Annotated in this window: 25 protein-coding genes and 1 riboswitch; of the genes, 19 read left to right on the top strand and 6 right to left on the bottom strand. The window is 63.7% G+C overall.

From position 1 onward, the window contains the following. The first annotated feature begins 409 nt into the window (after positions 1-409). From cobT to GYK42_RS16050, 13 genes are all read left to right on the top strand, one after another. Positions 410-1,450: a nicotinate-nucleotide--dimethylbenzimidazole phosphoribosyltransferase gene (gene cobT / locus GYK42_RS16110; protein ID WP_166448292.1), complete on the top strand. Its 1,041-nt coding sequence runs from the start codon at positions 410-412 to the stop codon at positions 1,448-1,450. Between the two features lie 4 nt (positions 1,451-1,454). Further along, on the top strand, positions 1,455-2,261 hold the full coding sequence (locus GYK42_RS16105) for an adenosylcobinamide-GDP ribazoletransferase (protein WP_166448291.1): 807 nt from the start codon (positions 1,455-1,457) through the stop codon (positions 2,259-2,261). A gap of 6 nt (positions 2,262-2,267) precedes the next feature. Continuing rightward, the gene (locus GYK42_RS16100; protein ID WP_166448290.1) at positions 2,268-2,822 is read left to right on the top strand and encodes a histidine phosphatase family protein; all 555 of its coding nucleotides are present in this window, start codon (positions 2,268-2,270) and stop codon (positions 2,820-2,822) included. A 44-nt stretch (positions 2,823-2,866) separates the two neighbouring features. After that, positions 2,867-3,108, top strand: a riboswitch (cobalamin riboswitch). 129 nt (positions 3,109-3,237) lie between these two features. Continuing rightward, entirely contained in the window at positions 3,238-5,109 is a 1,872-nt protein-coding gene (locus GYK42_RS16095; protein WP_166448289.1) for a TonB-dependent receptor domain-containing protein, read from the top strand. 89 nt (positions 5,110-5,198) lie between these two features. Further along, the gene (locus GYK42_RS16090) at positions 5,199-6,224 is read left to right on the top strand and encodes a FecCD family ABC transporter permease (RefSeq protein ID WP_166448288.1); all 1,026 of its coding nucleotides are present in this window, start codon (positions 5,199-5,201) and stop codon (positions 6,222-6,224) included. Positions 6,225-6,231: 7 nt separating this feature from the next. After that, complete coding sequence (locus GYK42_RS16085) at positions 6,232-7,005, top strand: ABC transporter ATP-binding protein (protein WP_166448287.1); 774 nt, start codon at positions 6,232-6,234, stop codon at positions 7,003-7,005. Next, the gene (gene cobO, locus GYK42_RS16080) at positions 7,002-7,634 is read left to right on the top strand and encodes a cob(I)yrinic acid a,c-diamide adenosyltransferase (protein ID WP_166448286.1); all 633 of its coding nucleotides are present in this window, start codon (positions 7,002-7,004) and stop codon (positions 7,632-7,634) included. The genes GYK42_RS16085 and cobO overlap by 4 nt, the downstream gene beginning before the upstream one ends. A gap of 7 nt (positions 7,635-7,641) precedes the next feature. Then, complete coding sequence (gene cobU, locus GYK42_RS16075; protein WP_166448285.1) at positions 7,642-8,208, top strand: bifunctional adenosylcobinamide kinase/adenosylcobinamide-phosphate guanylyltransferase; 567 nt, start codon at positions 7,642-7,644, stop codon at positions 8,206-8,208. Next, a complete protein-coding gene (cbiB, locus tag GYK42_RS16070) occupies positions 8,202-9,155 on the top strand; it encodes an adenosylcobinamide-phosphate synthase CbiB (RefSeq protein ID WP_166448284.1) in 954 nt (317 codons plus the stop codon). Before cobU ends, cbiB begins: the two co-directional genes overlap by 7 nt. Then, the gene (gene cobD / locus GYK42_RS16065) at positions 9,148-10,134 is read left to right on the top strand and encodes a threonine-phosphate decarboxylase CobD (protein ID WP_166448283.1); all 987 of its coding nucleotides are present in this window, start codon (positions 9,148-9,150) and stop codon (positions 10,132-10,134) included. Before cbiB ends, cobD begins: the two co-directional genes overlap by 8 nt. Continuing rightward, positions 10,131-11,030 (top strand): cobalamin-binding protein, encoded by a 900-nt coding sequence (locus GYK42_RS16060; protein WP_166448282.1) that lies wholly within the window; start codon positions 10,131-10,133, stop codon positions 11,028-11,030. Before cobD ends, GYK42_RS16060 begins: the two co-directional genes overlap by 4 nt. Next, positions 11,027-11,824 (top strand): ABC transporter substrate-binding protein, encoded by a 798-nt coding sequence (locus GYK42_RS16055; protein ID WP_166448281.1) that lies wholly within the window; start codon positions 11,027-11,029, stop codon positions 11,822-11,824. The genes GYK42_RS16060 and GYK42_RS16055 overlap by 4 nt, the downstream gene beginning before the upstream one ends. Next, positions 11,821-13,275 (top strand): cobyric acid synthase, encoded by a 1,455-nt coding sequence (locus GYK42_RS16050; protein WP_166448280.1) that lies wholly within the window; start codon positions 11,821-11,823, stop codon positions 13,273-13,275. Before GYK42_RS16055 ends, GYK42_RS16050 begins: the two co-directional genes overlap by 4 nt. A 66-nt stretch (positions 13,276-13,341) precedes the next feature. On the opposite strand, the gene GYK42_RS16045 is transcribed toward GYK42_RS16050, so the two are convergent. After that, positions 13,342-14,487, bottom strand: coding sequence for a hypothetical protein (locus tag GYK42_RS16045; protein WP_166448279.1), 1,146 nt, complete (start codon positions 14,485-14,487; stop codon positions 13,342-13,344). A gap of 199 nt (positions 14,488-14,686) precedes the next feature. On the opposite strand from GYK42_RS16045, the gene GYK42_RS16040 reads away from it, so the two are divergent. The 6 genes from GYK42_RS16040 to yacG all read left to right on the top strand — a co-directional run bounded on the left by GYK42_RS16040 (position 14,687) and on the right by yacG (position 20,113). Then, the gene (locus tag GYK42_RS16040; protein WP_046683341.1) at positions 14,687-16,159 is read left to right on the top strand and encodes a DHA2 family efflux MFS transporter permease subunit; all 1,473 of its coding nucleotides are present in this window, start codon (positions 14,687-14,689) and stop codon (positions 16,157-16,159) included. A gap of 73 nt (positions 16,160-16,232) precedes the next feature. Next, complete coding sequence (locus GYK42_RS16035) at positions 16,233-17,429, top strand: type II secretion system F family protein (protein ID WP_166448278.1); 1,197 nt, start codon at positions 16,233-16,235, stop codon at positions 17,427-17,429. A gap of 105 nt (positions 17,430-17,534) precedes the next feature. Further along, positions 17,535-18,404 (top strand): prepilin peptidase, encoded by an 870-nt coding sequence (locus tag GYK42_RS16030; protein ID WP_166448277.1) that lies wholly within the window; start codon positions 17,535-17,537, stop codon positions 18,402-18,404. A 33-nt stretch (positions 18,405-18,437) separates the two neighbouring features. Next, positions 18,438-19,085, top strand: coding sequence for a dephospho-CoA kinase (gene coaE / locus GYK42_RS16025; RefSeq protein WP_166448276.1), 648 nt, complete (start codon positions 18,438-18,440; stop codon positions 19,083-19,085). Between the two features lie 62 nt (positions 19,086-19,147). Continuing rightward, positions 19,148-19,903 carry a cell division protein ZapD gene (gene zapD / locus GYK42_RS16020; RefSeq protein WP_034748811.1) on the top strand — a complete coding sequence of 252 codons (756 nt, stop codon included), beginning with the start codon at positions 19,148-19,150 and terminating at the stop codon, positions 19,901-19,903. Between the two features lie 18 nt (positions 19,904-19,921). After that, positions 19,922-20,113 carry a DNA gyrase inhibitor YacG gene (yacG, locus tag GYK42_RS16015; RefSeq protein ID WP_034748814.1) on the top strand — a complete coding sequence of 64 codons (192 nt, stop codon included), beginning with the start codon at positions 19,922-19,924 and terminating at the stop codon, positions 20,111-20,113. A gap of 3 nt (positions 20,114-20,116) precedes the next feature. Here yacG and GYK42_RS16010 read toward each other — a convergent pair whose 3' ends face one another. The 5 genes from GYK42_RS16010 to argJ all read right to left on the bottom strand — a co-directional run bounded on the left by GYK42_RS16010 (position 20,117) and on the right by argJ (position 23,402). Next, entirely contained in the window at positions 20,117-20,533 is a 417-nt protein-coding gene (locus tag GYK42_RS16010) for a type II toxin-antitoxin system VapC family toxin (protein ID WP_166448275.1), read from the bottom strand. Positions 20,534-20,536: 3 nt separating this feature from the next. Continuing rightward, positions 20,537-20,746 (bottom strand): FitA-like ribbon-helix-helix domain-containing protein, encoded by a 210-nt coding sequence (locus GYK42_RS16005; RefSeq protein WP_166448274.1) that lies wholly within the window; start codon positions 20,744-20,746, stop codon positions 20,537-20,539. A gap of 120 nt (positions 20,747-20,866) precedes the next feature. Beyond that, the gene (locus GYK42_RS16000; RefSeq protein WP_166448273.1) at positions 20,867-21,289 is read right to left on the bottom strand and encodes an NUDIX domain-containing protein; all 423 of its coding nucleotides are present in this window, start codon (positions 21,287-21,289) and stop codon (positions 20,867-20,869) included. After that, a complete protein-coding gene (locus tag GYK42_RS15995) occupies positions 21,286-22,167 on the bottom strand; it encodes an ATP-binding protein (RefSeq protein WP_166448272.1) in 882 nt (293 codons plus the stop codon). Before GYK42_RS15995 ends, GYK42_RS16000 begins: the two co-directional genes overlap by 4 nt. Beyond that, complete coding sequence (argJ, locus tag GYK42_RS15990; RefSeq protein WP_166448271.1) at positions 22,164-23,402, bottom strand: bifunctional glutamate N-acetyltransferase/amino-acid acetyltransferase ArgJ; 1,239 nt, start codon at positions 23,400-23,402, stop codon at positions 22,164-22,166. The genes GYK42_RS15995 and argJ overlap by 4 nt, the downstream gene beginning before the upstream one ends. Positions 23,403-23,406 lie beyond the last annotated feature (4 nt).

Here is a 23,406-nt window from a genome sequence, read left to right as displayed (position 1 = left end):
GACAGGCCACTACTTTCGTAGCGCCTATTTCATTATTTCTTGTGAACATTTGATATTTTAAGTATTACGACAATCCGAAGATCATCGCTGCACTACATCAAATGCCCACACTTATCGACTGTTAATTTTTAAAGAACTGTATTCGGCACTGCTTATTTACTACTCTCGCGCTATCGACAAAGCGTTGTGTTTGTCAGCTGCGAAGAAGGAAGAGTATGAAGCGTTTGCAGCATTTCGTCAACCTTCTTTTTTCACCCTGCTTTACTTGGCATTTGCATGCGTCGTTCAGCGAGGGGGCGAATTATAGCCCTGCCCTGCGCGACCCGCAAGCGCTAATTTGCATCTGGGCAAATATTGCTGTGTGATATCGTAGTGCCAACCATACCCTGCCTCATCCATATAGATTCCCATGCCTATCCCACACATTTCACCGACCGCCAACGCAACATTGGCCAGCGCCCTCGAACATGCCATCAATAGCAAGACCAAGCCGCTGGGCAGCCTCGGCATGCTGGAAACCCTGGCCCATCAGATCGGCCTGATCCAGCAAAGCACGCAACTGGCATTGCACCAGCCTGCCATCATCGTTTTCGCGGCCGACCATGGCGTCGTCGCCGAAGGCATTTCCGCCTACCCGCAAAGTGTGACCTGGCAAATGGTGGAGAACTTCCTCGGCAACGGCGCCGCCATCAATGTCTTCGCCCGCCAGGCAGATTGCGTCCTATATATAGTAGACGCCGGCGTGAACCACGATTTCGGCCCGCGCGACGGCTTGCTAGATCGCAAGCAAGGCCCCGGCACCCGCAACTTTGCCAAAGAACCCGCCATGAGCCAGGAACAATGTCTGGCCGCCATGCAGGCGGGCATGGACTTGGTCGCCACCCTGGACGGCAATGTGCTGGGCTTTGGCGAAATGGGCATTGGCAACACCACGTCCGCCGCCGCGCTGATGCACAAGCTGACGCAAACATCGGTCGCCGACTGCGTGGGTGCCGGCACCGGCCTGTCGAAAGAAGGCGTACTCCACAAGCAGCAGGTGATCGAAGCGGCTGTCGCCCATCATGCGGCAGTCAACGAGCCGCTCGACGTGCTGGCCACCTTTGGCGGTTTCGAGATCGCCATGATGGCAGGCGCCATGCTCAAAGCGGCCGAACGGCGCATGATTTTGCTGATCGACGGCTTCATCGTCAGCAGCGCTTTGCTGGTGGCAGCCCGTTTACAGCCGGCCATCCTCGATTACTGCGTGTTTTCGCACTGCTCCGATGAAAACGGCCACCGCCAGTTGCTGGCCAGCCTGGGCGCGCGTCCACTGCTGCAGCTCGATTTGCGCCTAGGTGAAGGCACGGGTTCGGCGCTGGCCTTGCCGCTGCTGCACGCGGCCGTCAATTTCATGCGCGAAATGGCGACGTTTGCCTCGGCCCAGGTCAGCGAAAAGTCCACGCCAGACTAAAACCATGGCCAATCCCGTTTCCGCCGCCATCCACCAGTGCCGCCTTTTCTTCATCGCGCTGCAGTTCTTCACGCGCCTGCCCATCCCGCACTGGGTGGGCTTCCAGCCAGTCTGGCTGCAGCACGCTTCGCGCTACTTTCCATTGGTCGGCGTCGTGGTGGCGTCCATTTCCGGCGCCGTGTATCTGCTGGCCAGTTGGCTCTTGCCTTCGGCGGTGGCCGTGCTGCTGGCCGTCGCCGCCGGCATTTACCTGACGGGCGCCTTTCATGAAGACGGCTTCGCCGACATGTGCGACGGCTTTGGCGGCGGCCTGACGCGCGAGCGGGTGCTGGAAATCATGAAGGATTCGCGCATCGGCGCGTATGGCGCCATCGGCATCCTGTGCCTGCTGGCCATCAAATGCGCGGCGCTCGTTTCGCTGCCGCCTGCCACGGTGGTGGCAACCTTGTTCATCGCCCATCCGCTTTCGCGCCTGGCCGCCGTCTCGCTGATCTGGGTCATGGATTATGCACGCGATGAAGGCAAGGCCAAGCCGATGGCGCAGGAGATGACCACGGGAGAATTCATCATCGCCGCCGTCTGTGGTCTGCTACCCGCCATCGTCTGCGGCCTGCTGGGAATATTCTATTGGGCCACGCTGGTCTTTGCCATCGTGGCGGCGGCAGCGGCCGCATTCTGGCTGGGCCGCAAATGCCAGCGCCGCCTGCAAGGCTATACGGGCGACTGCCTCGGTGCCGTGCAGCAGGTGGCGGAAGTAGCGATTTACCTGGCCATTCTTTCCAGCTTCCAGCCTCCATTGCGCTTCTACTGAACAAGCATGCGCCTGATCCTCGTTCGCCACCCCACGCCGCAGGTGACCAGCGGCACCTGCTATGGCCGCAGCGACGTGGCGGTGGCGCCGCACGAAATGGCCACCGTGCGCGCCAGCCTGCAAGCGACTTTACCGGCCGGCGTTCCGCTTTACGCCAGTCCACTGCGCCGCTGCGCCAATCTGGCGTCAGCATTGGCGCAAGACTTGCCATCCAGCGCCCTGCACCTTGACGCGCGGCTGGCCGAAATGGATTTTGGCGCCTGGGAAATGCAGCCCTGGCACGCAATTGCGCGCGTGGAAATCGATGCCTGGGCGGCCGACCTGGCCTGGTACCGCCCCGGCGGGGGCGAGAATGTGCTGGCGATGGCCGCCCGCGTCGATGCGTTTTTAGGTGATCTGTTGCGCGAACAACACGAAACGGCGATCATCATCTGCCATGCGGGCACCATCCGCCTGCTGTCGGCACTGCAAGCGCGGCTGCCACTCGAGGAAACGGCCCTGCTGGCCGCCCGTTCCGCCCATAAAATCGCCTACGGTGCGACGGTCGTCGTCGATTTCTGATATCGAATCGTCCAGCCAGCCATTTCAGTCCACGTCCGCTGCACGTATAATGGCGGGGTTTTGGTGCCCGCGTTCATGTCCATGAGCGCAGTTAAACGGGAAACACGATGCCGCGCTCGCGGCGAACGTGTGCTGCCCCCGCAACGGTAAGCAAGTGTCGCCCCTCCCGACAGGATGCGGGCGACAAGCTATCTCTGACAACCACTGTGCTTGCAATCATCGAGCATGGGAAGGTGGGATAGCCGCACTTGCCAGCCCGGATACCGGCCAGGACAGGTGGAAGTGTGCGAACGGGGATGTTCGCGATCCGAATGGCTCCTGTGGCCATCTTCGATCGTCATCTTCAGTTCCCACTTCTGTTCAATCTGGCCTACGGGGACGTCGGCTGGTTGCATATTACTTACTGAAAATTATCATGACCCATGCTGTTTCCCGCCACGCGGCGCTCACGTCGCTCGCGCTAGCCATTGCCGCGCCTGCCGCTTTCGCCCAAGCCACGCCAGACACCTTCGATCCCGTCGTCGTCACCGCCAGCCGCTACCCGCAGCACCTGAGCGAAGTATTGAGCGATACGCAGACCATCAGCTCGGACGACATCACGCGCTCGGGCGCCAGCTCGATTGTCGACCTGCTGCAAAAACAACGCGGCATCGAAGTGGCGCGCAACGGCGGCGCAGGCACCGCGGCCAGCGTCTTCATTCGCGGCGCGAACAGCAACCAGAATATCGTGCTGGTTGACGGCGTGCGCATTGGTTCGTCCACCCTGGGTACGGCCAACTGGAGCGCCCTGCCCCTTTCCAGCATCGACCACATTGAAATCGTCTACGGCCCACTGAGCACCATGTACGGTGCGGACGCCATCGGCGGCGTGATCCAGATCTTCACGAAGAAAGGCGACGGCGCCACGCGCGTCTCTGCTTTCGCCGGTTACGGCAGCAACAACACGCGCCAGGTCGAAGCCCAGGTGGCAGGTTCCACCGGCGGTCCGAACAGCTTCAGCTATGCGCTGGCGGCTGGCAAGGAAAAATCGGATGGCTTCTCGGCTTCGAAGGTCGGTGCATCGCCTGAGTACACCTACAATCCGGACAAAGACGGCTACGACAAGGAAAGCTTCAGCGGCCAGTTCGGCTATCAGATGGCCAAGGGCCATGAAGTCGGCCTGGTCCTGTTGAACAGCAAGCTGAAAGCCCAGTACGACGCGGGTCCTGGCTACGATGCGCGCAGCAACCAGAAACTGGAAAACATTTCGGTCTTCACGAAGAACGAATTCCTGCCCAACTGGACCAGCGAACTGCGTTATGCGGAAGCACGCGACAAGTCGGGCGACGACAGCAGCGCCGACTCGTGGGGCAAGAGCCAGATCGACACCAAGCAGACCGATATCACCTGGCAGAACGACATCCGCATCGGACGCGACAACCTGCAGCTGCTGGCCAGCTACCGCGATGAAGACGTCACGTCGAGCAGCACGCCGGAAGTCACGGGCGCACGCCATACCAAGTCCTTCGCAGCGGCGTACAACATGGTGCGCGGCGCGCATCTGTTCAACATCAGCGGCCGCAGTGACGACAGTTCCGCATTCGGCACGCACAACACGGGCAGCGTCGCCTACGGCTACCGCATCACCAACGCACTGCGCGCCAGCGCCAGCTACGGCACCAGCTTCCGCGCACCGACCTTCAATGAACTGTACTACCCGGGCTATGGCCTGGCGACGAACAAGCCGGAACAGGGCCGCAACGTCGAAGTGGGTCTGCGTTACGACGACGGCGTGTCGAAACTGAGCGCCAGCTACTACCACAACAAGGTCACCGACCTGCTGGTCAATACCTCGCCTTGTCCCGATCCGCTGTTCACAGGCTACGGCTGCGCCTACAACGTCAACAAGGCGCTGCTGGAAGGCCTGACGATCGCGGGCGCACGCAAGTTCGGCGCGTTCAACGTCAGCGGCAACATCGACCTGCAAGATCCACGCGATGAAACCAAGGACAAGCAACTGGTACGCCGCGCCAAGAAGCATGCCAACTTCGCCGTCGACTACACGCTGGGCGCGCTGACCTCGGGCGCCGAATGGCAGCTGTCGGGCAAGCGTTTCGACGATGCCGCCAACAAGAACGTCCTGGGCGGCTATGGCCTGGTCAATCTGTACGCCACCTACCAGTTCGCCCGCGACTGGTCGGTGCTGGCACGCTGGAACAATATCGCCAACAAGGACTACGAACTGGCCCGCTTCTACGCGACACCAGGCTCGAAAGTCTTCGTCGGTGTGCGCTACGGCATGAAATAAGCACGTAGTAATGATGTAAGCTGCGGGCGATGGCATTGTTGTCATCGCCCGCAGATGCAGTTCTGCAGTCCCCGTTTTTAAGGCAGTACATGCACCCATTTTTCCGCAATATGCGCCACCGCGCCACCGTGATCCTCACGGTGCTGATCGTGTGCGCGATTGCCAGCCTGATTTTCTCCGGCATGATCGGCTCGATCGCGATTCCGCTCGCCGACCTGCCTTCCGCCCTGCTCCATGTCATACAGGGCAAGACCGACACCCTCGCCGCCACCCTGCTCGATTTGCGCCTGGGCCGCGCGCTGACCGCCTTTGTCACCGGCGCGGCGCTGTCGCTGGCCGGCCTGATGATGCAGGCGCTGCTGCGCAATCCCCTGGCCGATCCGTATGTGCTGGGCATTTCCGCCGGCGCCTCCGTTGGCGCGCTGGCCGCGCTGCTGTTCATGTGCGCGCTGTGGGTCGTCGACGCGGCCGCCTTTGCCGGCGCCGTCGGCGTGTCCATGCTGCTGTACTTCTTTGCCCGGCGCGACCTGCGCGGCGGCACGGCGGCCGAAGGCGGCGCCTCGCTCTTGCTGCTGACGGGCGTGATCCTGGCCTCGGCCTGCATGGCCATCGTCACCCTGATGCTGTCCATCGCCCCGGAAAGCCGCTTGCGCAGCATGGTGTTCTGGATGATCGGCGACCTGTCCGGCGCACCCGCGCGGCTGATGCCGTGGCTGGTCCTGGCCGGCGCCATGATCTTTGCCTTGCGCTGCGCGCGCTCGCTGAACGTCATGGCGTTGCACGCGGAAGCGGCCAGCACGCTGGGCGTGCGCGTGGGCGCCCTGCGCAAGGGACTGTTCTTCTGTTCCGGCCTGCTCACGGCCAGCGCCGTCACCAGCGCCGGCAGCGTGGGTTTCGTCGGCCTGATCGTGCCGCATGCGCTGCGTTTTGCCTGTGGCCCCGACCACCGCCTGCTGATCCCCGCCGCCGCACTGGCCGGCGGCACTTTCCTCGTACTGGCCGATACCTTGGCGCGCACCGTGCTGGCGCCATTGCAGTTGCCCGTCGGCGTGGTGACAGCCATGATAGGCGCGCCCGTCTTCCTGTACCAATTGCACCGCTTGCGCAGGGGATGAAAAGAGCATGATCCGCACCTACCAACTCGGCTTGAAGGCGGGCACGCGCTCCCTCGTGGAAAACCTCATCTGGCAAATCAGGGATGGGGAATGCTGGAGCGTGATCGGCCGTAATGGCGCCGGCAAAAGCACTTTGCTGCGCACCCTGGCCGGCTTGCGCGAACCCGATGCCGGCCACGTGACGATACAGGGCCGCGCCCTGATCGACTGGCCATTGGAAGAGCTGGCCCGGGAACGGGCCTTCCTGGCGCAGGCGCGGCATGATGCGTTCTCGTACCGCGTCATCGAAACGGTGCTGTCGGCACGCCACCCGTATCACGACAATCACTATTGGGAAGGCAGCGACGACCAGCGCATCGCCCTGGCGGCGCTGGCCTCGATGGAAGTGGAGCACCTGGCCGAGCGCGACGTGCGCAGCCTGTCCGGCGGCGAACGCCAGCGCGTGGCGATCGCCGCCATGCTGGCGCAGGATACGCCCTTGCTGCTGCTCGACGAACCAGCCAACGCGCTGGACCTGGCGCACCAGGTCAGCGTCATGGGCCTGCTGGCCAGGCTGTGCCGCGAACAGAATAAAACCGTGGTCATGGTGGGGCATGACCTGAACCTGGCGCACAGCGTCTCGACCCACGCGCTGCTGCTGATGGGCGACGGCGGCTGGCTGGCCGGTCCCGTGGCGGACGTGATGCAGGCGTCCATCCTTGGCGACTACCTGGGCCACCCTATCGAGATCATCGACCACGGCAAACGCAAGATATTCATACCAAAAGAGGATCAACAATGAGCGATAACAAACCTGCAGACGCGGACACCGCCGCCATCAACGAGCGCCACCGCGTGCGCATGGAGCGCAAGAAGGCCATCATCGACGCGGCCATCGCCAAGGCCGACAAGGAAATCGGCATCATCATCGTCAACACGGGCAATGGCAAAGGCAAGAGTTCGAGCGGCTTCGGCATGGCCATCCGCGCCATGGGTCACGGCATGAAAGTGGGCGTGGTGCAGTTCATCAAAGGCGCCATGTCGACGGGCGAAGAGAAATTCCTGCGCCGCTTCCCCCACGAAATCAGTTTCCATGCGATGGGTGAAGGCTATACCTGGGAAACGCAGAACCGCGAACGCGACATCGAAAAAGCCGAACTGGCATGGGAGCAGGCGAAGACCTTCCTGGCCGACCCAAGCTATGGCCTGGTGCTGTTCGATGAACTCAATATCGCTCTCAAGTACAACTACCTCGACGTGCACAAGGTCATCGCCGACCTGCTGGAACGTCCGGCCATGCAGCACGTGGTCATCACGGGCCGCGGCGCGCCGGACGAACTGATCGCGATCGCCGACACCGTCACCGAAATGGCCGTCGTCAAGCATGCGTATGCGGCCGGCATCGGTGCACAAATCGGCACCGAGTGGTAACAGCGCCATGACGCGCACCCTGGTCTTCGGCGGCGCCCGTTCCGGCAAGAGCGCCCATGCGGAAAAGCTGGCCCGCGAGTCCGGCAAGGAAGTACTCTACATCGCCACCGCGCAGGCGGGCGATGGCGAAATGGCCACGCGCATCGCGCATCACCGTGCGCAGCGCCCGGGCGAGTGGATAACCCTGGAAGAACCGCTGCGCCTGGGCGACGCCATCCTGCGCGAAGCAGCGCCTGGCCGCCTGCTGCTGGTCGATTGCCTGACCCTGTGGCTGACGAACCTGATGTTTTCCAGCGGCGAGACATATCCGGACGTGGGCGACATCACCTTGCCCGAACTGTTCCACAGCGAGCACGCCCACCTGCTGTACGCGCTGGCCGAAATTGGCGAGACCGATTGCGACCTCGTTCTCGTATCGAATGAAGTGGGCATGGGCATCGTGCCTTACGGCGCCATCTCACGCAGCTTTACCGATGAGGCAGGCCGCTTGAACCAGGCCGTGGCGGCCGTGTGCGACAAGGCCGTGTTTGTCGCCGCCGGCCTGCCCTTGTTCCTGAAAGGCGGCCCATGCTGAGTGGCCTGTCGCTGCCCATGCTGGCCGCCTTGATGACGGCCGGCGTGCTGCTCGACATGCTGCTGGGAGAAACGCGCCGCTGGCATCCGCTGGTCGGCTTTGGCCGCCTCGCCGGCGCGCTCGAGCACCTGCTGAACCGGGGCCGTCGGCGTTTCCTGCGCGGCGCGCTGGCGTGGACACTGGCCGTGCTGCCCATCAGCTATGCCGCCTGGTGGCTGTGCGGCCTGGCCGGTGCGGCACTCCACGTCTTCCTGCTCTATCTTTGCCTGGGCCTGCGCAGCCTGCGCGACCACAATCAACCGATTGCCGACGCCCTGGCCATCGATGACCTGGACAAGGCGCGCCTGCTGACGGCGCGCATCGTCAGCCGCGACACGGCCAATGCCGACGCGGCCAGCCTGGCCAAGGCCAGCACGGAATCCTTGCTGGAAAACGGCAACGATGCCGTCTTCGGCACCCTGTTCTGGTTTGCCGTGGCGGGCGGCCCCGGCGCCGTGCTATTCAGGCTGGCCAACACCCTCGACGCCATGTGGGGCTACCGCAACGAACGCTACGACTGGTTCGGCTGCTGCGCCGCGCGCATCGACGACATCTTGAATTACCTGCCGGCGCGCCTGACGGCCCTGTCATATGTCTTGCTGGGCAAGAGCATGGCAGACAAACAGCGCGCGTGGCACTGCTGGCGCACCCAGGCGCCAAATTGGGGCAGTCCGAACGCGGGGCCCGTCATGGCCAGCGGCGCCGGCGCCCTGGGCTTGGCTTTGGGCGGCGACGCCATCTACGACGGCGAACTGGAACGCCGCCCGCCGTTGGGAACCGGCCGTCCCGCCGAAGCGCGCGACATCGACCGCGCCTGGCGCCTGGTGGCCGAAACGGCCGTGCTGTGGCTGATCTGGGTAGCGCTGCTGGCGGGCCTGTACTACCTGAAGGGAAAATACCTTGCTTGAACATGGCGGCAACCTGCGCGACGCCGCGCGAGAATATGGACGGCCCATCGCCGGCTGGATCGACCTGTCGACGGGCATCAACCCGCACTGGTATGCAGCGCCAGCACCCGACGCCAACGCCTGGCACCGGCTGCCGGAAGCCGATCCCGCGCTGGCCGCTGCCGCCTGCGCGTACTACGACGCGCCGGCCATGCTGCCCGTGGCGGGCACGCAGGCCGCCATCCAGGCCCTGCCCCGGCTGCGCGCACCGTCGCGCGTCGCGGTGGCCGCGCCGTCGTATGCGGAACACGCGCACCACTGGCGCCAGCATGGTCACGAATTACGCCAAGTGCCGTATGCGCAGCTGGCCGATGCGGTGGATAGCTGCGAGGTGCTGGTCGTCTGCAATCCAAACAATCCCACGGGCGAGCGCATCGCCCCGGCACTGCTGTTGGAGTGGGCAGGTAAATTGGCCGCGCGCGGCGGCTGGCTGGTGGTCGATGAAGCGTTTGGCGACACGGAAGCGCACGCCAGCCTCGGTCCGCATACGGGCCAGCCAGGCCTGATCGTACTGCGTTCTGTGGGCAAATTCTTTGGCCTGGCGGGACTGCGCCTGGGCTTTGTCGCCGCCCATTCCGCGCTGCTGGCACAACTGGCCGACATGCTGGGGCCATGGACCGTCAGCGGCCCGGCGCAGCAGGTGGCGCTGGCGGCGCTCACCAACACGCACTGGCAGGGCGCGATGCGCGAACGCCTGCGCGGCGAAGGCCAGCGCCTGCGCCAGTTGTTGGCCGCGCACAGTATTGCCAGCAGCGGCACGGCGCTGTTTCAATGGTGGCCGGAAGCACGCGCCGAAGCGTTCTGGCGCCACATGGCGGAAGCGGGCATCTGGGTACGCCTGTTCCGCCACGCGGCCCACGGCATCCGCCTTGGCCTGCCCCCCGACGAACACGCCTGGCTGCGCCTGCAGCAGGCCCTTACCACATGGAAGCACACATGAAAATCTTGAAAATATCGCTGCTGCTGGCTGGATTGATCTCGTTGCAGGCGCACGCCGCCATCACCGTGCGCGACGATGACGGCAATGTCGTCACCGTTGAAAAACCGGCACAGCGCATCCTGGCGCTGGCGCCGCACGTGACGGAACTGCTGTTCGCAGCCGGCGGCGGCGAGAAGATCGCCGGCGTCGTCAGCTACAGCGACTACCCGGAAGCGGCCAAGAAACTGCCGCAGGTAGGCGACAACCGCCAGTACGACATGGAACGCATCATCGCCATGAAGCCGGACCTGATCGTCGTGTGGATGCATGGCAGCGCCGAACGCCAGATCGCCATGCTGCGCCAGTTGAAGGTGCCGATCTATCACAGCGAACCGCGCAAGCTGGCCGATATCCCCGACAGCATGGAGCGCCTAAGCCAGTTGATGGGTACGGAAAAAACCGCCAAACCGGCCGCCGCCCAGCTACGCGCCAAGCTGGCCAGCCTGACGGCGCAATACGCGCAGCGCCCGCCCGTGCGCGTGTTTTACCAGGTGTGGGACAAACCTCTGTATACCTTGAGCGGCGCGAGCATCATCAGCGATTCGATGCGCCTGTGCGGTGGCCAGAATGTGTTCGCCGCGATGAAGGTGGTGGCGCCCGTCGTCACCCCGGAAGGCGTGCTGCAGGAAGACCCTGAAGTCATCTTCGGCACCAGCGAAAAAAGCGATCCGCGCAGCGAAGGCGGCCTGGCCATGTGGCGCGCCTTCCCATCGATGACGGCCGTGCGCAAAAATAATCTGTTCCGCCTGAATGGCGACCTGCTGAACCGCGCCGGCCCGCGCATGATCGAAGGCACGGCCGCCATGTGCGAACAGCTGGAAATGGCCCGCCAGCGCCGCGCCAAGGCTGCTCAATGAGTCACTACCAGCGCATCGCCTGCCTGTCGACGGAAGCCGTGGAGACGCTGTACGCGCTGGGCGCCGAAGACACGATCGCCGGCATTTCCGGCTTTACCGTGCGGCCTCCCCGCGCGCGTGAGGAAAAGACCAAGATCAGCGGCTTTTCGTCCACGAACCTGGAACGCATCCTGGCAGTGAAACCGGATCTCGTGATCGGTTTTTGCGACATGCAGGCCGATATCTGCCGCGACCTGGTCAAGGCCGGCATCGAAGTGCACCAGTTCAACCAGCGCACGGTGGACGGCATCCTGCGCATGATCGCCGTGCTGGCCGCGCTGGTACAGCGCGAGGCGGCGGGCAACGCATTGATCGCCAGCCTGCGAGCGGACATCGCCGCAGCCCGCGCCCGCGCCGCCCTCTGGACGCGCAAGCCCGTGATTTACTTTGAAGAGTGGAACGATCCCCTGATGAGCGGCATCGGCTGGGCGGCGGAACTGATCGAGATCGCCGGCGGCACGGACGCCTTCCCGGAACTGTCCGCGCATCCGGGCGCGAAGGAACGCATCATCGCCGATCCCCATGACGTGGTCGCGCGCGCGCCCGACATCATCCTCGCCAGCTGGTGCGGCAAGAAGTTCCAGCCGGCGCAACTGGCGGCACGCCCGGGCTGGGGAGCGATTCCCGCAGTACGCAATGACATGCTGTTCGAGATCAAGTCGCCCGACATCCTGTCACCAGGCCCGGCGGCGATTACCGAAGGGCTGCGCCAGATCAGCGACATCATCGCGCAGTGGCAGGAGCGGCAGGCATGAAGAGTCCCTTCACCGCCCTGATGGTGCAGGGCACAACATCCGACGCGGGCAAGAGCACCGTCGTCGCAGCCCTGTGCCGCTTGTTGAAACGCCGTGGCGTGACGGTAGCGCCGTTCAAGCCGCAAAACATGGCCTTGAATAGCGCCGTGACCAGCGATGGCGGCGAGATAGGCCGCGCGCAAGCCTTGCAGGCGCTGGCCTGCGGCATCGCGCCGCACACGGACATGAATCCGGTGCTCTTGAAACCGTCGTCGAACACGGGCGCGCAAGTGATCATCCACGGCAAGGTGCGCGCCGAGATGGATGCGCGCGACTACCAGCAATATAAAACCATCGCCATGGGCGCCGTGCTGGAATCGTACGCCCGCTTGCGCCAGCAATACGACGCCGTCGTCGTCGAAGGCGCGGGCAGCCCGGCCGAAGTCAACCTGCGTGCGCGCGACATCGCCAACATGGGCTTTGCCGAAGCAGTCGACTGCCCCGTGATCCTGGTGGCCGACATCGACCGGGGCGGCGTGTTCGCGCACATCATCGGCACCCTGGCGTGCTTGTCCGACAGCGAACGGGCGCGCATCGTCGGCTTCGTCATCAACCGCTTTCGCGGCGACATCTCGCTGCTGCAACCGGGCATCGAGTGGCTTGAGCAGCAAACGGGCAAACCCGTGCTGGCCGTGCTGCCATATCTGCAAGGCCTGTTCCTCGACGCGGAGGATGCCGTCGAAGCGATGCAGGCCGAACGGGGCGCTTTCAAGGTGGTGGTGCCGCAACTGCCGCGCATCAGCAACCACACGGACTTCGACGCGCTGCGCGCCCACCCCGAGGTCGACCTGCAATTCATCCAGCAGGGACAGCCGATTCCGGCGGCCGACCTGGTGATACTGCCCGGTAGTAAAAACACGCGCGGCGACCTGGCCTGGCTGCAGCAGCAAGGCTGGCCCGCCTACCTGGCAAAACACCTGCGCTACGACGGCAAGGTGCTCGGCATTTGCGGCGGCTTCCAGATGCTGGGGCAAAGCGTGCGCGATCCGCTGGGCGTGGAAGGCGCGGCGGGAGAGTCAAAGGCACTGGGCCTGCTCGACATGGTGACGGAGCTGACAAGCGACAAGCGGCTGGAACAGGTGAGCGGCCACTGCGCGTTTGCCGGCGCGGCCGATGCGCCCGTGGCAGGCTATGAAATCCACATGGGCGTCTCGCATGGCGCGGCGCTGGCGCAGCCGGCCTTTGTCATCGATGGGCGGCCGGAAGGCGCCGTGTCGGGCGACGGGCAAATCCTCGGCAGCTATTTGCACGGCATGTTCGACACGCCCGCCGCGTGTTCGGCGCTGCTGCGCTGGGCGGGACTGGACTCCGGCCACATGGTGGATACCGCCGCCCTGCGCGATGCCAGCCTGGAGCGGATTGCCGATGCGGCGATGCCGTTGATGGATGCACTGGAACGTCTGCCACGCTAATGGTGGTGTCGGGTTACGCCGTTCCGGCTAACCCGACCTACTCACACAGGCACGTGGCAGCACCCCTTAATTTTTCAGACACGTGCCCATATACGAGCGGTCGGTCGAAAATTCGACCGCCATGCTCGACGACACCGGCATGAACATCGAATAATCCGCCGGCACGTCGGCCGGGTCCTTGAACACGGCGATGCCATCGAAATCGACAGCTTGCGCACCCAGGCCCAGCTTGTTGACGGTGATGGTTTCGGCGTGCGTCTTGCCGGCGGTGTTGTTGGTGATGGTGGCGGTGCTGCCGGCCACGACGATCTTCGCGCTGATGCCCGGCGCCGCGCAGGCGTAGCTGCCGGCGATTTCCGTGCCGATCTTTTGCTGTTTGGTGGCAACGATGGTGCCCACGCGCAGCACGTTCTGCTGGTTACGGCTGTAGCGGTCGATGAACAGCGCCAGCCCCCGGTCCCCCGCATGCACGTGGACAATGCCGAAATCCTGCTGGCCCTGACGGGCGACGATCAGGCCGCGCGCGGCATCACGGACCAAAGTCAGGCTGGCATTTTCCGCTTCCAGCTGCGGCGATACGGCGGAGCACACGCCTTGCGCATTGAACACGCCGCCGTTGCACAGTTGCGCGCTGCCATCGGCCGCCACCTTGAGGCTGCCTTTCGGATTGAAACGGTCTCCGCCGTTCGAGGCATTGCGCATGGCGCCCAGGAAGATATAGCTGCCGGCCAGCTTGGCCACGTCGGTGGCGGCATAGCCGCTGCCGCTGACGCTGGAATTCATGCCGCCCAGTTTCACAGTCCCCGTCAGCAAGCGCGTGCGCGCGTCGACGCTCAGGCTCAAATCGGTGCCAGTATATGTGGTGATATTGCCGGTGGACGTGGCGCTGAACGTGCCGCTGCGGTCGCTCAAGTTGAATTGCGTCGACAGGACCTTGATGCTGAACGTTTTTTTGGCGTTGTCAAACGTGATGCGCCACGTGTCGCCGATATCGGCGGCCACGTCATACACCGTCTCGTCCGCATTGGCGCCGGCGATCACGGCCAGGCCAGCCTGGGCCGCGACCGCTTGCGAGGCGAGCGTCACGGGATCGGCGACGGGCGTGACCACGACAGGTGGCGTAACCGGTGCTTCCGGCGTGCCGCCATCGCTGCCGCCACCGCATGCGGACAGGGCCGCGCCCAAGGCAAGGAAAGTAAGTGCATTTTTCATGTGATGTGACTTTCGGGGAAGGAAGAGACCGGAAAACACATGCTAGCCGTGTACGCAATCTATTGCCATAGAACAAATGTTCCATGGACTCGGCCCCCGGCAAGCTGCCAAAATGAAGGGCGCGGGCGGCACGCCTGCGCCATTTATGTGACAATTCGTCGTACTGTCGGCTCCGTTTTTCCTCCTCAGGCTCGCATCCATGACCAGTTCCCCGATTAAAAGCTACCTTCCCTGGGTGGTCGCCACCGCCCTGTTCATGGAGCAACTCGACTCCACCATCGTCAACACCGCCATCCCCGCCATGGCCGCCAGCCTCAACGTGACGCCGCTGAGCCTGAAGGCCGTCGTCACCAGCTACATCCTGAGCCTGGCCGTATGCATTCCCATCAGCGGCTGGATGGCCGACCGTTTCGGCACGCGGCGCGTATTTTCCGCCGCTGTTGCCATCTTTACCATCGCCTCCATCCTGTGCGGCCTGTCCGTGAATGCGCCCATGCTGGTGGCCGCACGCCTGCTGCAAGGGGTGGGCGCGGCCATGATGATGCCGGTGGGCAGGCTCACCATCATCCGCACCTTTCCCAAGTCGCAATTGCTGGCGGCCATGAACTTCGTCATCATCCCCGCCCTGATCGGCCCCTTGCTGGGTCCCACGGTGGGCGGGCTGATCGTGCACTGGCTGTCGTGGCGCGAGATTTTCTTCGTCAACGTGCCTGTCGGCCTTGTGGCGCTGTACCTGGCGCACCGCTACATGCCCGATTACTATGGCGACAAGCCCCGTCCGCTGGACCTGATCGGCCTGGTGCTGTTCGGCACGGGCATCGCGCTGCTGTCATGGCTGCTGGAAATCTTCGGCGAACACCGCATCGATGGCACCTCGTTTGCCGTGCTGCTGTTCATTTCCATCAGCCTGCTGGCCGCGTATGCCTGGCATTCAAGCGAGGTGCTGCACCCGCTGCTGCGCCTGACCTTGTTCAAGATCCGCACCTTCCGGGTCTCCGTGGTGGGCGGCTTCGTCACGCGCCTGGGCGTGGGCGGCCTGCCCTTCCTCTTGCCGCTGCTGTACCAGCTGGGCCTGGGCTTGCCCGCGTGGCAATCGGGCTTGCTGATGATGCCGTCGGCCGCAGCCGCCATGGGCATGAAATTCATTTCCGCGCGCGTGCTGGCCCGCTTCGGCTACCGCCAGGTGCTGATCGTCAACACCGTGCTGATCGGCGTCACCATCGCCATGTTTTCGCAGGTGGGCGTGGGCACGCCCCTGTACGTGATCGTCGCCATCAGCCTGTGCATGGGCTTTTTCAATTCGCTGCAGTTTTCCAGCATGAATACCATCGCGTATGCCGACGTCGACAAGGCCGACTCCAGCATGGCCAGCACCATCGCCAGCTCGATGCAGCAACTGTCGATGAGCTTTGGCCTCGCCTTCGGTTCGCTGATCACGGGCTGGTACCTGGGCGACATGCCACAGTCGGACCGCGCCATGCTCAGCACGGCCCTGCACCACGCCTTCCTCACCCTGGCAGCCTTGACGGTGCTGTCCTCGCTGACCTTCTGGACCTTGCGCCGCGACGATGGCGAAAGCATCAGCAAGGGCACGGACAGCGACGAGGAAGATGCGGCCGACGTGAAGGCCCAGGCCGTTGTGCAGACGGAAGTGCAAACCACGAAAGGCTGAGCCACATCAAGCTTGCCGCCAGCACCGCTGGTGCTTTTGCCCGGCGCTGCTACCGTGACGGCAGGAGGTGCACATGGCGGCCGAACGGCGCTTTGCGTGGAAGGGCACAAACCGCCATGGCAAAGCGGTCGAGGGCATCTTGCGCGCGGCCAACGCCACCACTGCCAGGGCCGCGCTCAGACGCCAGGGCATCCTGGCCAGCAAGCTGACAACCCCGCGCGCCGCGCCAGGCAAGGCCATCACGCGCAAGGATATCGCCCTGTTCACGCGCCAGCTGTCGACCATGATGGCGGCTGGCGTGCCGCTGCTGCACGCCTTCGACATCGCCGGCAAGGGCCATGCCAAACCCGCCGTCACGGAGCTGATGCGCGACTTGCGCCACGATATCGAAGCGGGCAGCAGCCTGCAGCAAGCATTCCGCCAATTCCCCCTGCTGTTTGACGAGCTGTATTGCAACCTGCTGGCCGCGGGCGAACAGGCCGGCATCGTGCAGGACTTGCTGGCGCGCCTGGCCACGCACCAGGAAAAGGCCATCGCCCTGCGGCGGCAGGTGCGCGGCGCGCTGATGTATCCGCTGGTCATCGTCCTCGTCGCCATCGTCGTCACGGCCATCATCATGAGCGTCGTCGTGCCCGCCTTTCGCCAGGTCTTCGACAGCTTCGGCGCCCCGTTGCCGCTGCCCACCCTCATCGTCATGGGCGTGTCCGCCTTCCTCGTGCATTATTGGCTGGCCTTGCTGGCGGCGCTCGTGCTCGCTTGCGTACTGCTGCACCTGGCCTGGCGCCGCTGGCCCGCCTTGCGGCGCAACTTGCAACTGCGGGCATTGCAGCTGCCCGTGTTTGGCCCCCTTCTGCGCAAGGCGGCGATCGCCCGCTGGACGCGCACCCTGGCCGCCATGTTCGCCGCCGGCGTGCCGCTGCTCGACTCACTCGGCCTCGTGGGCGCCGCTTCCGGCCACGCGCTGTACCAGGAAGCGACAACGCGCATCGAACGTGAAATCCGCGCCGGCGGCAGCCTGGCCCTGGCCATGGAACACAGCGGCGTGTTCCCCCCGCTGCTGACGCAACTGGCCCTCATCGGCGAGGAATCAGGCGCGCTCGACGCCATGCTGTCGCGCGCGGCCGACATCATCGAGGCCGACATCGACGCCACCGTAACCACGCTCTCGACCCTGCTGGAACCGGCGCTGATGGTGGTGCTGGGCGTACTCGTCGGTTCCCTCGTGATCGCCCTGTATTTGCCGATTTTCAAGCTGGGGGCCGTGATTTGAAGATCGATCCATGCAAAACGTCCCCATGCGCTGGCAGATGTTTTACACTGCGGCAGTGCCAGGCAATGTTTGCGCGGCAACATCATCACCTCAGACAACTCCACCATGCTGCAAGATACCCTGCTGTTCGCCGCGCCCGGCAACCTGCCCGTCGCCCTCGTTGCCGCCCTGTTCGGCCTGATCGTCGGCAGCTTCCTCAACGTGGTGATCCACCGCGTGCCGAAAATGATGCAGCGCGATTCCGATAATTACGTGGCGGAAGAAAACGGTTTGCCCTTGCCGCACACGGACCGCTACAACCTGATGCTGCCGCACTCGCACTGCACCGCCTGCGGCCACCGCATCACGGCCATGGAAAACATTCCCGTCCTCAGCTACCTGCTGCTGCGCGGCAAGTGCAGCGCCTGCAAGGCGCCGATCTCCATGCGCTATCCGCTCGTCGAGCTGCTGACGGGCGCGCTGTCGGCCCTCCTGATCTGGCACTTCGGCAGCGGCTGGACGGGTCTCGCCACGCTTGTATTTGCCTGGCTGCTGATCGCCATGACCTTCATCGATGCCGATACGCAAATGCTGCCGGACGACCTCACCTTCCCCCTGCTGTGGGCCGGCTTGCTGGTCAATATCAACGGCACTTTCGTGCCCCTGCAAGACGCCGTCATCGGCGCGGCCGCCGGTTACCTGGCACTGTGGGCCGTGTACTGGGCCTTCAAGCTGGCGACAGGCAAGGAGGGAATGGGCTATGGTGACTTCAAATTGCTGGCGGCGCTCGGTGCGTGGCTGGGCTGGACCATGCTGCCGACGATCATCCTGTTGTCGTCGCTGGTGGGCGCCGTGGTCGGAATCGGCCTGATCGTGTTTGCCAAGCGGGGACGCGACAAGCCGATTCCGTTCGGCCCCTATCTGGCGGCGGCTGGTTTGATCGCGCTGCTGTACGGCACGCCCCTGTCGCGCCTCACGCTAGGCCTGACTGGCTGACCGGCGCAGCACTGCGCCCCTATGGATAAATACATGCAACTACACAACGTCCCTTATTTCAGCGTCGGACTCACCGGCGGCATCGGTTGCGGCAAGAGCACGGTGGCCGACATGTTCGCCGCGCGCGGCGCCTCCATCGTCGATACCGACCAGATCGCCCACAGCCTGACGGCGCCCAATGGCGCGGCCATGCCGGCCCTGGTGGCGGAATTTGGCGCCGACTACGCCGATGCGCGCGGCGCCCTCGACCGCACAAAAATGCGCAACCTCGTGTTTTCCAACGCCGCGGCCAAGGCGAAACTGGAAGCCATCCTGCATCCGCGCATTCGCCAGGCCACCCTGGCGGCGGCCGAAGCAGCGACGGGCAGCTACGTGATCTTTGCCGTGCCACTGCTGGTCGAGTCCGGTGGCTGGGTGGAAAGGGTCAACCGGGTACTGGTCATCGATTGCCTGGAAAGCCTGCAAGTGTCGCGCGTGATGGCGCGCAATGGCTTATCGGAAGAACAAGTCAAAGCCATCATGGCCACGCAGGCTACACGCGCCATGCGCCTGGCGGCGGCGGACGATGTGATCGACAATAATGGCGATTTGGCGTCCCTGGCACCGCAGATTGCCCAGTTGCACGATTTATATCTGGCATTTTCAAAAAGAATGGCTGGAATGGCCCCGCAACGTTTGTAATTTGTCGACGCTTGGTTCAAAATCACGGGATTGTTTGCAGGTCCTTACTTAAGGGAATTATTTTGATTGTCTACGAATACCCTTTCAACGAACGCATACGTACCTTGTTGCGGCTGGAAGACCTGTACGACAAATTCAAGTTCTTCATCCAGCAAGAGCATGCAATGCAACACCATGTTGCCTTGGCAACTATTTTCGATATGCTCGAAGTGGCGGGCCGCGCCGACCTGAAGTCCGACCTGCTGCAGGAACTCGAGCGCCAGCGTCAAAGCCTGCTCGGCTACCGCAGCAATCCGAACGTGGAACCGGAAACCCTGGACGCCATTCTCGGTGAACTCGACAGTGTCAGCGGCGCCCTCGTGGCGGCGCAAGGCAAGACGGGCCAGAATATCCGCGACAATGAATGGCTGATGAGCATCCGTGGCCGCACCATCATCCCGGGCGGCGCCTGCGAATTCGACTTGCCGTCGTATTTTGCCTGGCAAAAACGCAGCTCGGAACAGCGCCTGACCGATATCCACGCGTGGTTTGCCCCGCTGGCGCCCCTGTTCGATGCGCTGGCCCTCGTCTTGCGCCTGCTGCGCGATTCCGGCGGACCCGTTAAACTGATCGCCAATGGCGGCAGTTACCAGCAAATGCTTCAAGGCAAGGTGTACCAGATGCTGCGCCTGAGCCTGGATGAAAACAGCGGGGCCATCCCGGAAATTTCCGCCAACAAATACATGCTGTGGGTACGCTTCACTACCCAGGGCGGCGACTTGAAACCCAAGCCGCTGGAAGAAGATGTCCCGTTCGAGCTCACGCTCTGTAATTTTTAACTGTTACTTATTTGCCCCATCATGACCGTCGTTAACTGCCCTACCTGTGCCGCCAAAGTCGAATGGACTGAAGCCAACAAATTCCGCCCCTTCTGCTCGGAACGCTGCAAACAGATCGACCTGGGTGCCTGGGCCGAAGAGAAATACACGATTCCCGCCGCCGACCCGTTTGAAGATCCCCTTGCGGACGAAGACAACAAGCCGCAGTAAGCCTCAATTAAACGGATTTTCCAGGCGCAGCCCCTGCGCCGCGAAACTGTCCAGCCTGCCACTGACCACCGTCAAGCCATAGGCGATGCCCATCGCCGCGATCTGTCCATCGACGCCATGCGCGTGGCCGCGGCCATGCAGGCGCGCGCACACGAGGGCGCAATCGAGGTCGAATTCCAGCAGCCGCGGCGCATACTCCGCCAGCACGGCTTCCAGCCAGCCTTCCAGCGCCAGTGCTTCCAGCGCCGCTTCGCGTCGCCAGCTGCGCTGTATGCCGGCGCGCAATTGCGCGATCACCTGCACCGGCACATAGCGCGCCTCGGGCGCCACACGTTCGAAAAAATCGGCCACGCCCGCCGGTGCGGCGCCGCCCTTGCGCGCTGCAAGGATCACATCCGTATCGAGCAGGTAAGCCGGCATGGCTCAGGGGTGGCGCTCAAAATCCGCATCGAACCCCACGTCGGGCATGCCGCGCAAAATATCGTCGAGCGGACGCTTCGGCAGCGGCCGCAAGGCGCTGCGCAGGATGTCGCGGTGCTCGTCTTCGATGCTGCGCCCATGCGCGCGCGCACGCTTGTGCAAGGCGGCAATCAGCAATTCATCGGTATCGGTAAAGGTCAGTGTCAGCGGCATGCGAGACTCCCCGGTGCGTGATGAAAGCACTGTAGCGCAAAGCGCCGACTATACAAGGAAAGTCACAGGAAAGCTTGCGCCAGCACGCAGCGTGATGCTGCCCGCTGGCACAAGTACAGATCAGGCAGGCGCCAGCGATTCCCGGCGTACCTCATCCAACCATTCCAGCAGGGGAATGGTGGCCGGCAGCAAGGGTTCCACGCCGACCGTGCCCTGCCAGGCGAACGCCTGCCCTTCCAGGCTTTGCGGCTCGCCCCGCCAATCGCGGCTGATATAGAAATGCAGGCGCACATGGGCGTGCGGATACACATATTCAACGCCGCACCAGGCTTCGGCACTGTCGATATGCAAGCCCAGTTCCTCGACAAACTCGCGTTTCAAGGCATCAAGAATGGCTTCGCCCGCTTCGACTTTACCGCCAGGAAATTCCCAATAGCCGTCATACGGCTTGCCGGCCGGGCGCTGGCCCAGCAGCACGTCGCCATTCGGCTTCATCAGGATGCCGACGGCGACATCGACCGGTTTCACTTTCACTTCACTCATTGCGGCAACTTTCCCGCAGGAAGTTTCCCCGCATAATCGCGCGCGAATTGCCACGCCACCCGGCCCGAACGGGAACCTCGCTGCAAGGCCCAGCGCAGGGCGTCGCCGCGCGCTTGCGAGATCTGCTCCTGGGTGCAACCGAACGAGGCGAGCCAGTGCGCCGCGATATCGAGGTAATCGTCCTGCTTGAACGGATAGAACGACAGCCACAGGCCGAAACGTTCGGACAGCGAAATTTTCTCTTCCACCGTCTCGCCCGGATGCAGATCGCCATCGTCGTCCGTCTTGTAGCTGGTGTTGTCGGACATGCGTTCCGGCATCAGATGACGGCGGTTCGAGGTGGCGTAGATCAGCATATTGTCCGATTGCGCGGCGATGCTGCCGTCGAGCGCCACTTTCAGCGCCTTGTAGCCGCTCTCGCCCTCTTCGAACGACAGGTCGTCGCAAAAGATGATGAAGCGCTCGGGGCGCGCCGCCACCAGGTCGACGATGTCGGGCAAGTCGGCCAGTTCGGCCTTGTCCACTTCGATCAGGCGCAGGCCCTGGTCGGCGAACTGGTTCAGGCAGGCCTTGATCAAGGAGGACTTGCCCGTGCCGCGCGCGCCCGTCAGCAGCACGTTATTGGCCGGACGGCTACTGACGAACTGGCGCGTGTTCTGCTCGATCTGCGCTTTTTGCGTGCCGATATTGTGCAAGTCGTCCAACGCGATGTTCGACACGTGGGCCACGGCCTGCAGGTAAGGAAGCGCGCCCTGGCGCCGGCGCCAGCGGAAGGCAAAGCTGTTCCAGTCGGTTGCCGGCAAGGCCGGCGGCAAGATCGACTCGAGGCGCGCCAGTACCCGCTCGGCGCGGATCAGGAATTGATCGAGGCCGGTCATGAGCGGTAGTCGGCGTTGATCGACACGTAGTCATGCGACAGGTCGCACGTCCACAGGGTGGCCGTGGCATCGCCGCGCGCGAGCTTGACGCGGATGGTGATTTCGCTTTGCTGCATCACGCGCTGGCCATCCTGTTCCTGGTAGTCGGGGTTGCGGCCGCCGTTCTTGGCCACCCACACGTCGTCCAGGTACAGGTTCAATTGGCCCACGTCCAGGTCGTCCACGCCCGCATAGCCGATGGCGGCCAGGATGCGGCCCAGGTTCGGATCGGACGCGAAGAAGGCCGTTTTCACCAGCGGCGAATGGGCGATGGAATAGGCGATCTTGCGGCACTCTTCCACGTTGCGGCCGTCTTCCACGGTCACCGTCATGAACTTGGTCGCGCCTTCGCCGTCGCGCACGATGGCTTGTGCCAGGAAGGTCGACAATTCGGTGACGGCGGCGGCCAGTTCCGCATAGTGCGGCGAGTCGATCGAATCGATCACCAGGCTGCCGGCGCCCGTGGCCACCAGCATGAACGAGTCATTGGTGGATGTGTCGCCGTCGATGGTGATGCAGTTGAACGATTTGTCGGCCGCCTGCTTCACCAGCTGGTCCAGCACCGGTTGCGCCACGGTGGCGTCGAACGCGAGGAAACCGAGCATGGTGGCCATGTTCGGCTTGATCATGCCGGCGCCCTTGCTGATGCCCGTCAGGGTGACCGCATGCCCACCGATGATGACCGTGCGCGAGCCGGCTTTCGGCTGCGTATCGGTGGTCATGATGGCTTCGGCAGCCGAGAACCAGTTGTCCGAGGTCAGCGCGGCCACGGCTTGCGGCAGGCCGGCAACGAGACGCTGCACGGGCAACGGTTCGAGGATCACGCCGGTGGAAAACGGCAGGATTTGCTGCGGCGTGCAGCCCAGCAGCTCGGCCAGCGCGGCGCAGCTGGCCTGCGCGTCGGCCAGGCCCGATTCGCCCGTGCCCGCATTCGCGTTGCCCGTATTGACGAGCAGCGCGCGGATCGGCGCGGCGCCCGCCGTCACTGCGGCCAGGTTGGCTTTCGAGATTTGCACGGGTGCGGCGCAAAAGCGGTTCAGGGTGAACACGCCGGCCACGGTGGCCGTCGGCGCCAGTTTCAATACCAGCAAATCCTTGCGGTTGGGTTTCTTGATGCCGGCTTCGGCAACACCGATTTCAATGCCGGCGACGGCTTTCAAGTCGGCGGCGACGGGCTTGGGAGAATTGACGGCCATGGTG

It is taken from the genome of Janthinobacterium lividum (genome assembly GCF_011601275.1).
Lineage (GTDB): Bacteria > Pseudomonadota > Gammaproteobacteria > Burkholderiales > Burkholderiaceae_D > Janthinobacterium > Janthinobacterium lividum_E.
This window is presented reverse-complemented; position numbering and strand designations above follow the sequence as displayed.

Excerpts from the sequence above, each read along its gene's own strand:
- GYK42_RS16085 (WP_166448287.1), top strand. The coding sequence starts at position 6,232 with ATGATCCGCACCTACCAACTCGGCTTGAAGGCGGGCACGCGCTCCCTC.
- GYK42_RS16100 (WP_166448290.1), top strand. The coding sequence starts at position 2,268 with ATGCGCCTGATCCTCGTTCGCCACCCCACGCCGCAGGTGACCAGCGGC.
- GYK42_RS16055 (WP_166448281.1), top strand. The coding sequence starts at position 11,027 with ATGAGTCACTACCAGCGCATCGCCTGCCTGTCGACGGAAGCCGTGGAG.
- GYK42_RS15995 (WP_166448272.1), bottom strand. The coding sequence starts at position 22,167 with ATGACCGGCCTCGATCAATTCCTGATCCGCGCCGAGCGGGTACTGGCG.
- GYK42_RS16045 (WP_166448279.1), bottom strand. The coding sequence starts at position 14,487 with ATGAAAAATGCACTTACTTTCCTTGCCTTGGGCGCGGCCCTGTCCGCA.
- GYK42_RS16095 (WP_166448289.1), top strand. The coding sequence starts at position 3,238 with ATGACCCATGCTGTTTCCCGCCACGCGGCGCTCACGTCGCTCGCGCTA.
- GYK42_RS16060 (WP_166448282.1), top strand. The coding sequence starts at position 10,131 with ATGAAAATCTTGAAAATATCGCTGCTGCTGGCTGGATTGATCTCGTTG.
- GYK42_RS16000 (WP_166448273.1), bottom strand. The coding sequence starts at position 21,289 with ATGAGTGAAGTGAAAGTGAAACCGGTCGATGTCGCCGTCGGCATCCTG.
- GYK42_RS16010 (WP_166448275.1), bottom strand. The coding sequence starts at position 20,533 with ATGCCGGCTTACCTGCTCGATACGGATGTGATCCTTGCAGCGCGCAAG.
- GYK42_RS16030 (WP_166448277.1), top strand. The coding sequence starts at position 17,535 with ATGCTGCAAGATACCCTGCTGTTCGCCGCGCCCGGCAACCTGCCCGTC.
- cobU (WP_166448285.1), top strand. The coding sequence starts at position 7,642 with ATGACGCGCACCCTGGTCTTCGGCGGCGCCCGTTCCGGCAAGAGCGCC.
- argJ (WP_166448271.1), bottom strand. The coding sequence starts at position 23,402 with ATGGCCGTCAATTCTCCCAAGCCCGTCGCCGCCGACTTGAAAGCCGTC.
- coaE (WP_166448276.1), top strand. The coding sequence starts at position 18,438 with ATGCAACTACACAACGTCCCTTATTTCAGCGTCGGACTCACCGGCGGC.
- GYK42_RS16105 (WP_166448291.1), top strand. The coding sequence starts at position 1,455 with ATGGCCAATCCCGTTTCCGCCGCCATCCACCAGTGCCGCCTTTTCTTC.
- GYK42_RS16035 (WP_166448278.1), top strand. The coding sequence starts at position 16,233 with ATGGCGGCCGAACGGCGCTTTGCGTGGAAGGGCACAAACCGCCATGGC.
- GYK42_RS16005 (WP_166448274.1), bottom strand. The coding sequence starts at position 20,746 with ATGCCGCTGACACTGACCTTTACCGATACCGATGAATTGCTGATTGCC.
- cbiB (WP_166448284.1), top strand. The coding sequence starts at position 8,202 with ATGCTGAGTGGCCTGTCGCTGCCCATGCTGGCCGCCTTGATGACGGCC.
- cobT (WP_166448292.1), top strand. The coding sequence starts at position 410 with ATGCCTATCCCACACATTTCACCGACCGCCAACGCAACATTGGCCAGC.
- GYK42_RS16090 (WP_166448288.1), top strand. The coding sequence starts at position 5,199 with ATGCACCCATTTTTCCGCAATATGCGCCACCGCGCCACCGTGATCCTC.
- cobO (WP_166448286.1), top strand. The coding sequence starts at position 7,002 with ATGAGCGATAACAAACCTGCAGACGCGGACACCGCCGCCATCAACGAG.
- GYK42_RS16050 (WP_166448280.1), top strand. The coding sequence starts at position 11,821 with ATGAAGAGTCCCTTCACCGCCCTGATGGTGCAGGGCACAACATCCGAC.
- GYK42_RS16040 (WP_046683341.1), top strand. The coding sequence starts at position 14,687 with ATGACCAGTTCCCCGATTAAAAGCTACCTTCCCTGGGTGGTCGCCACC.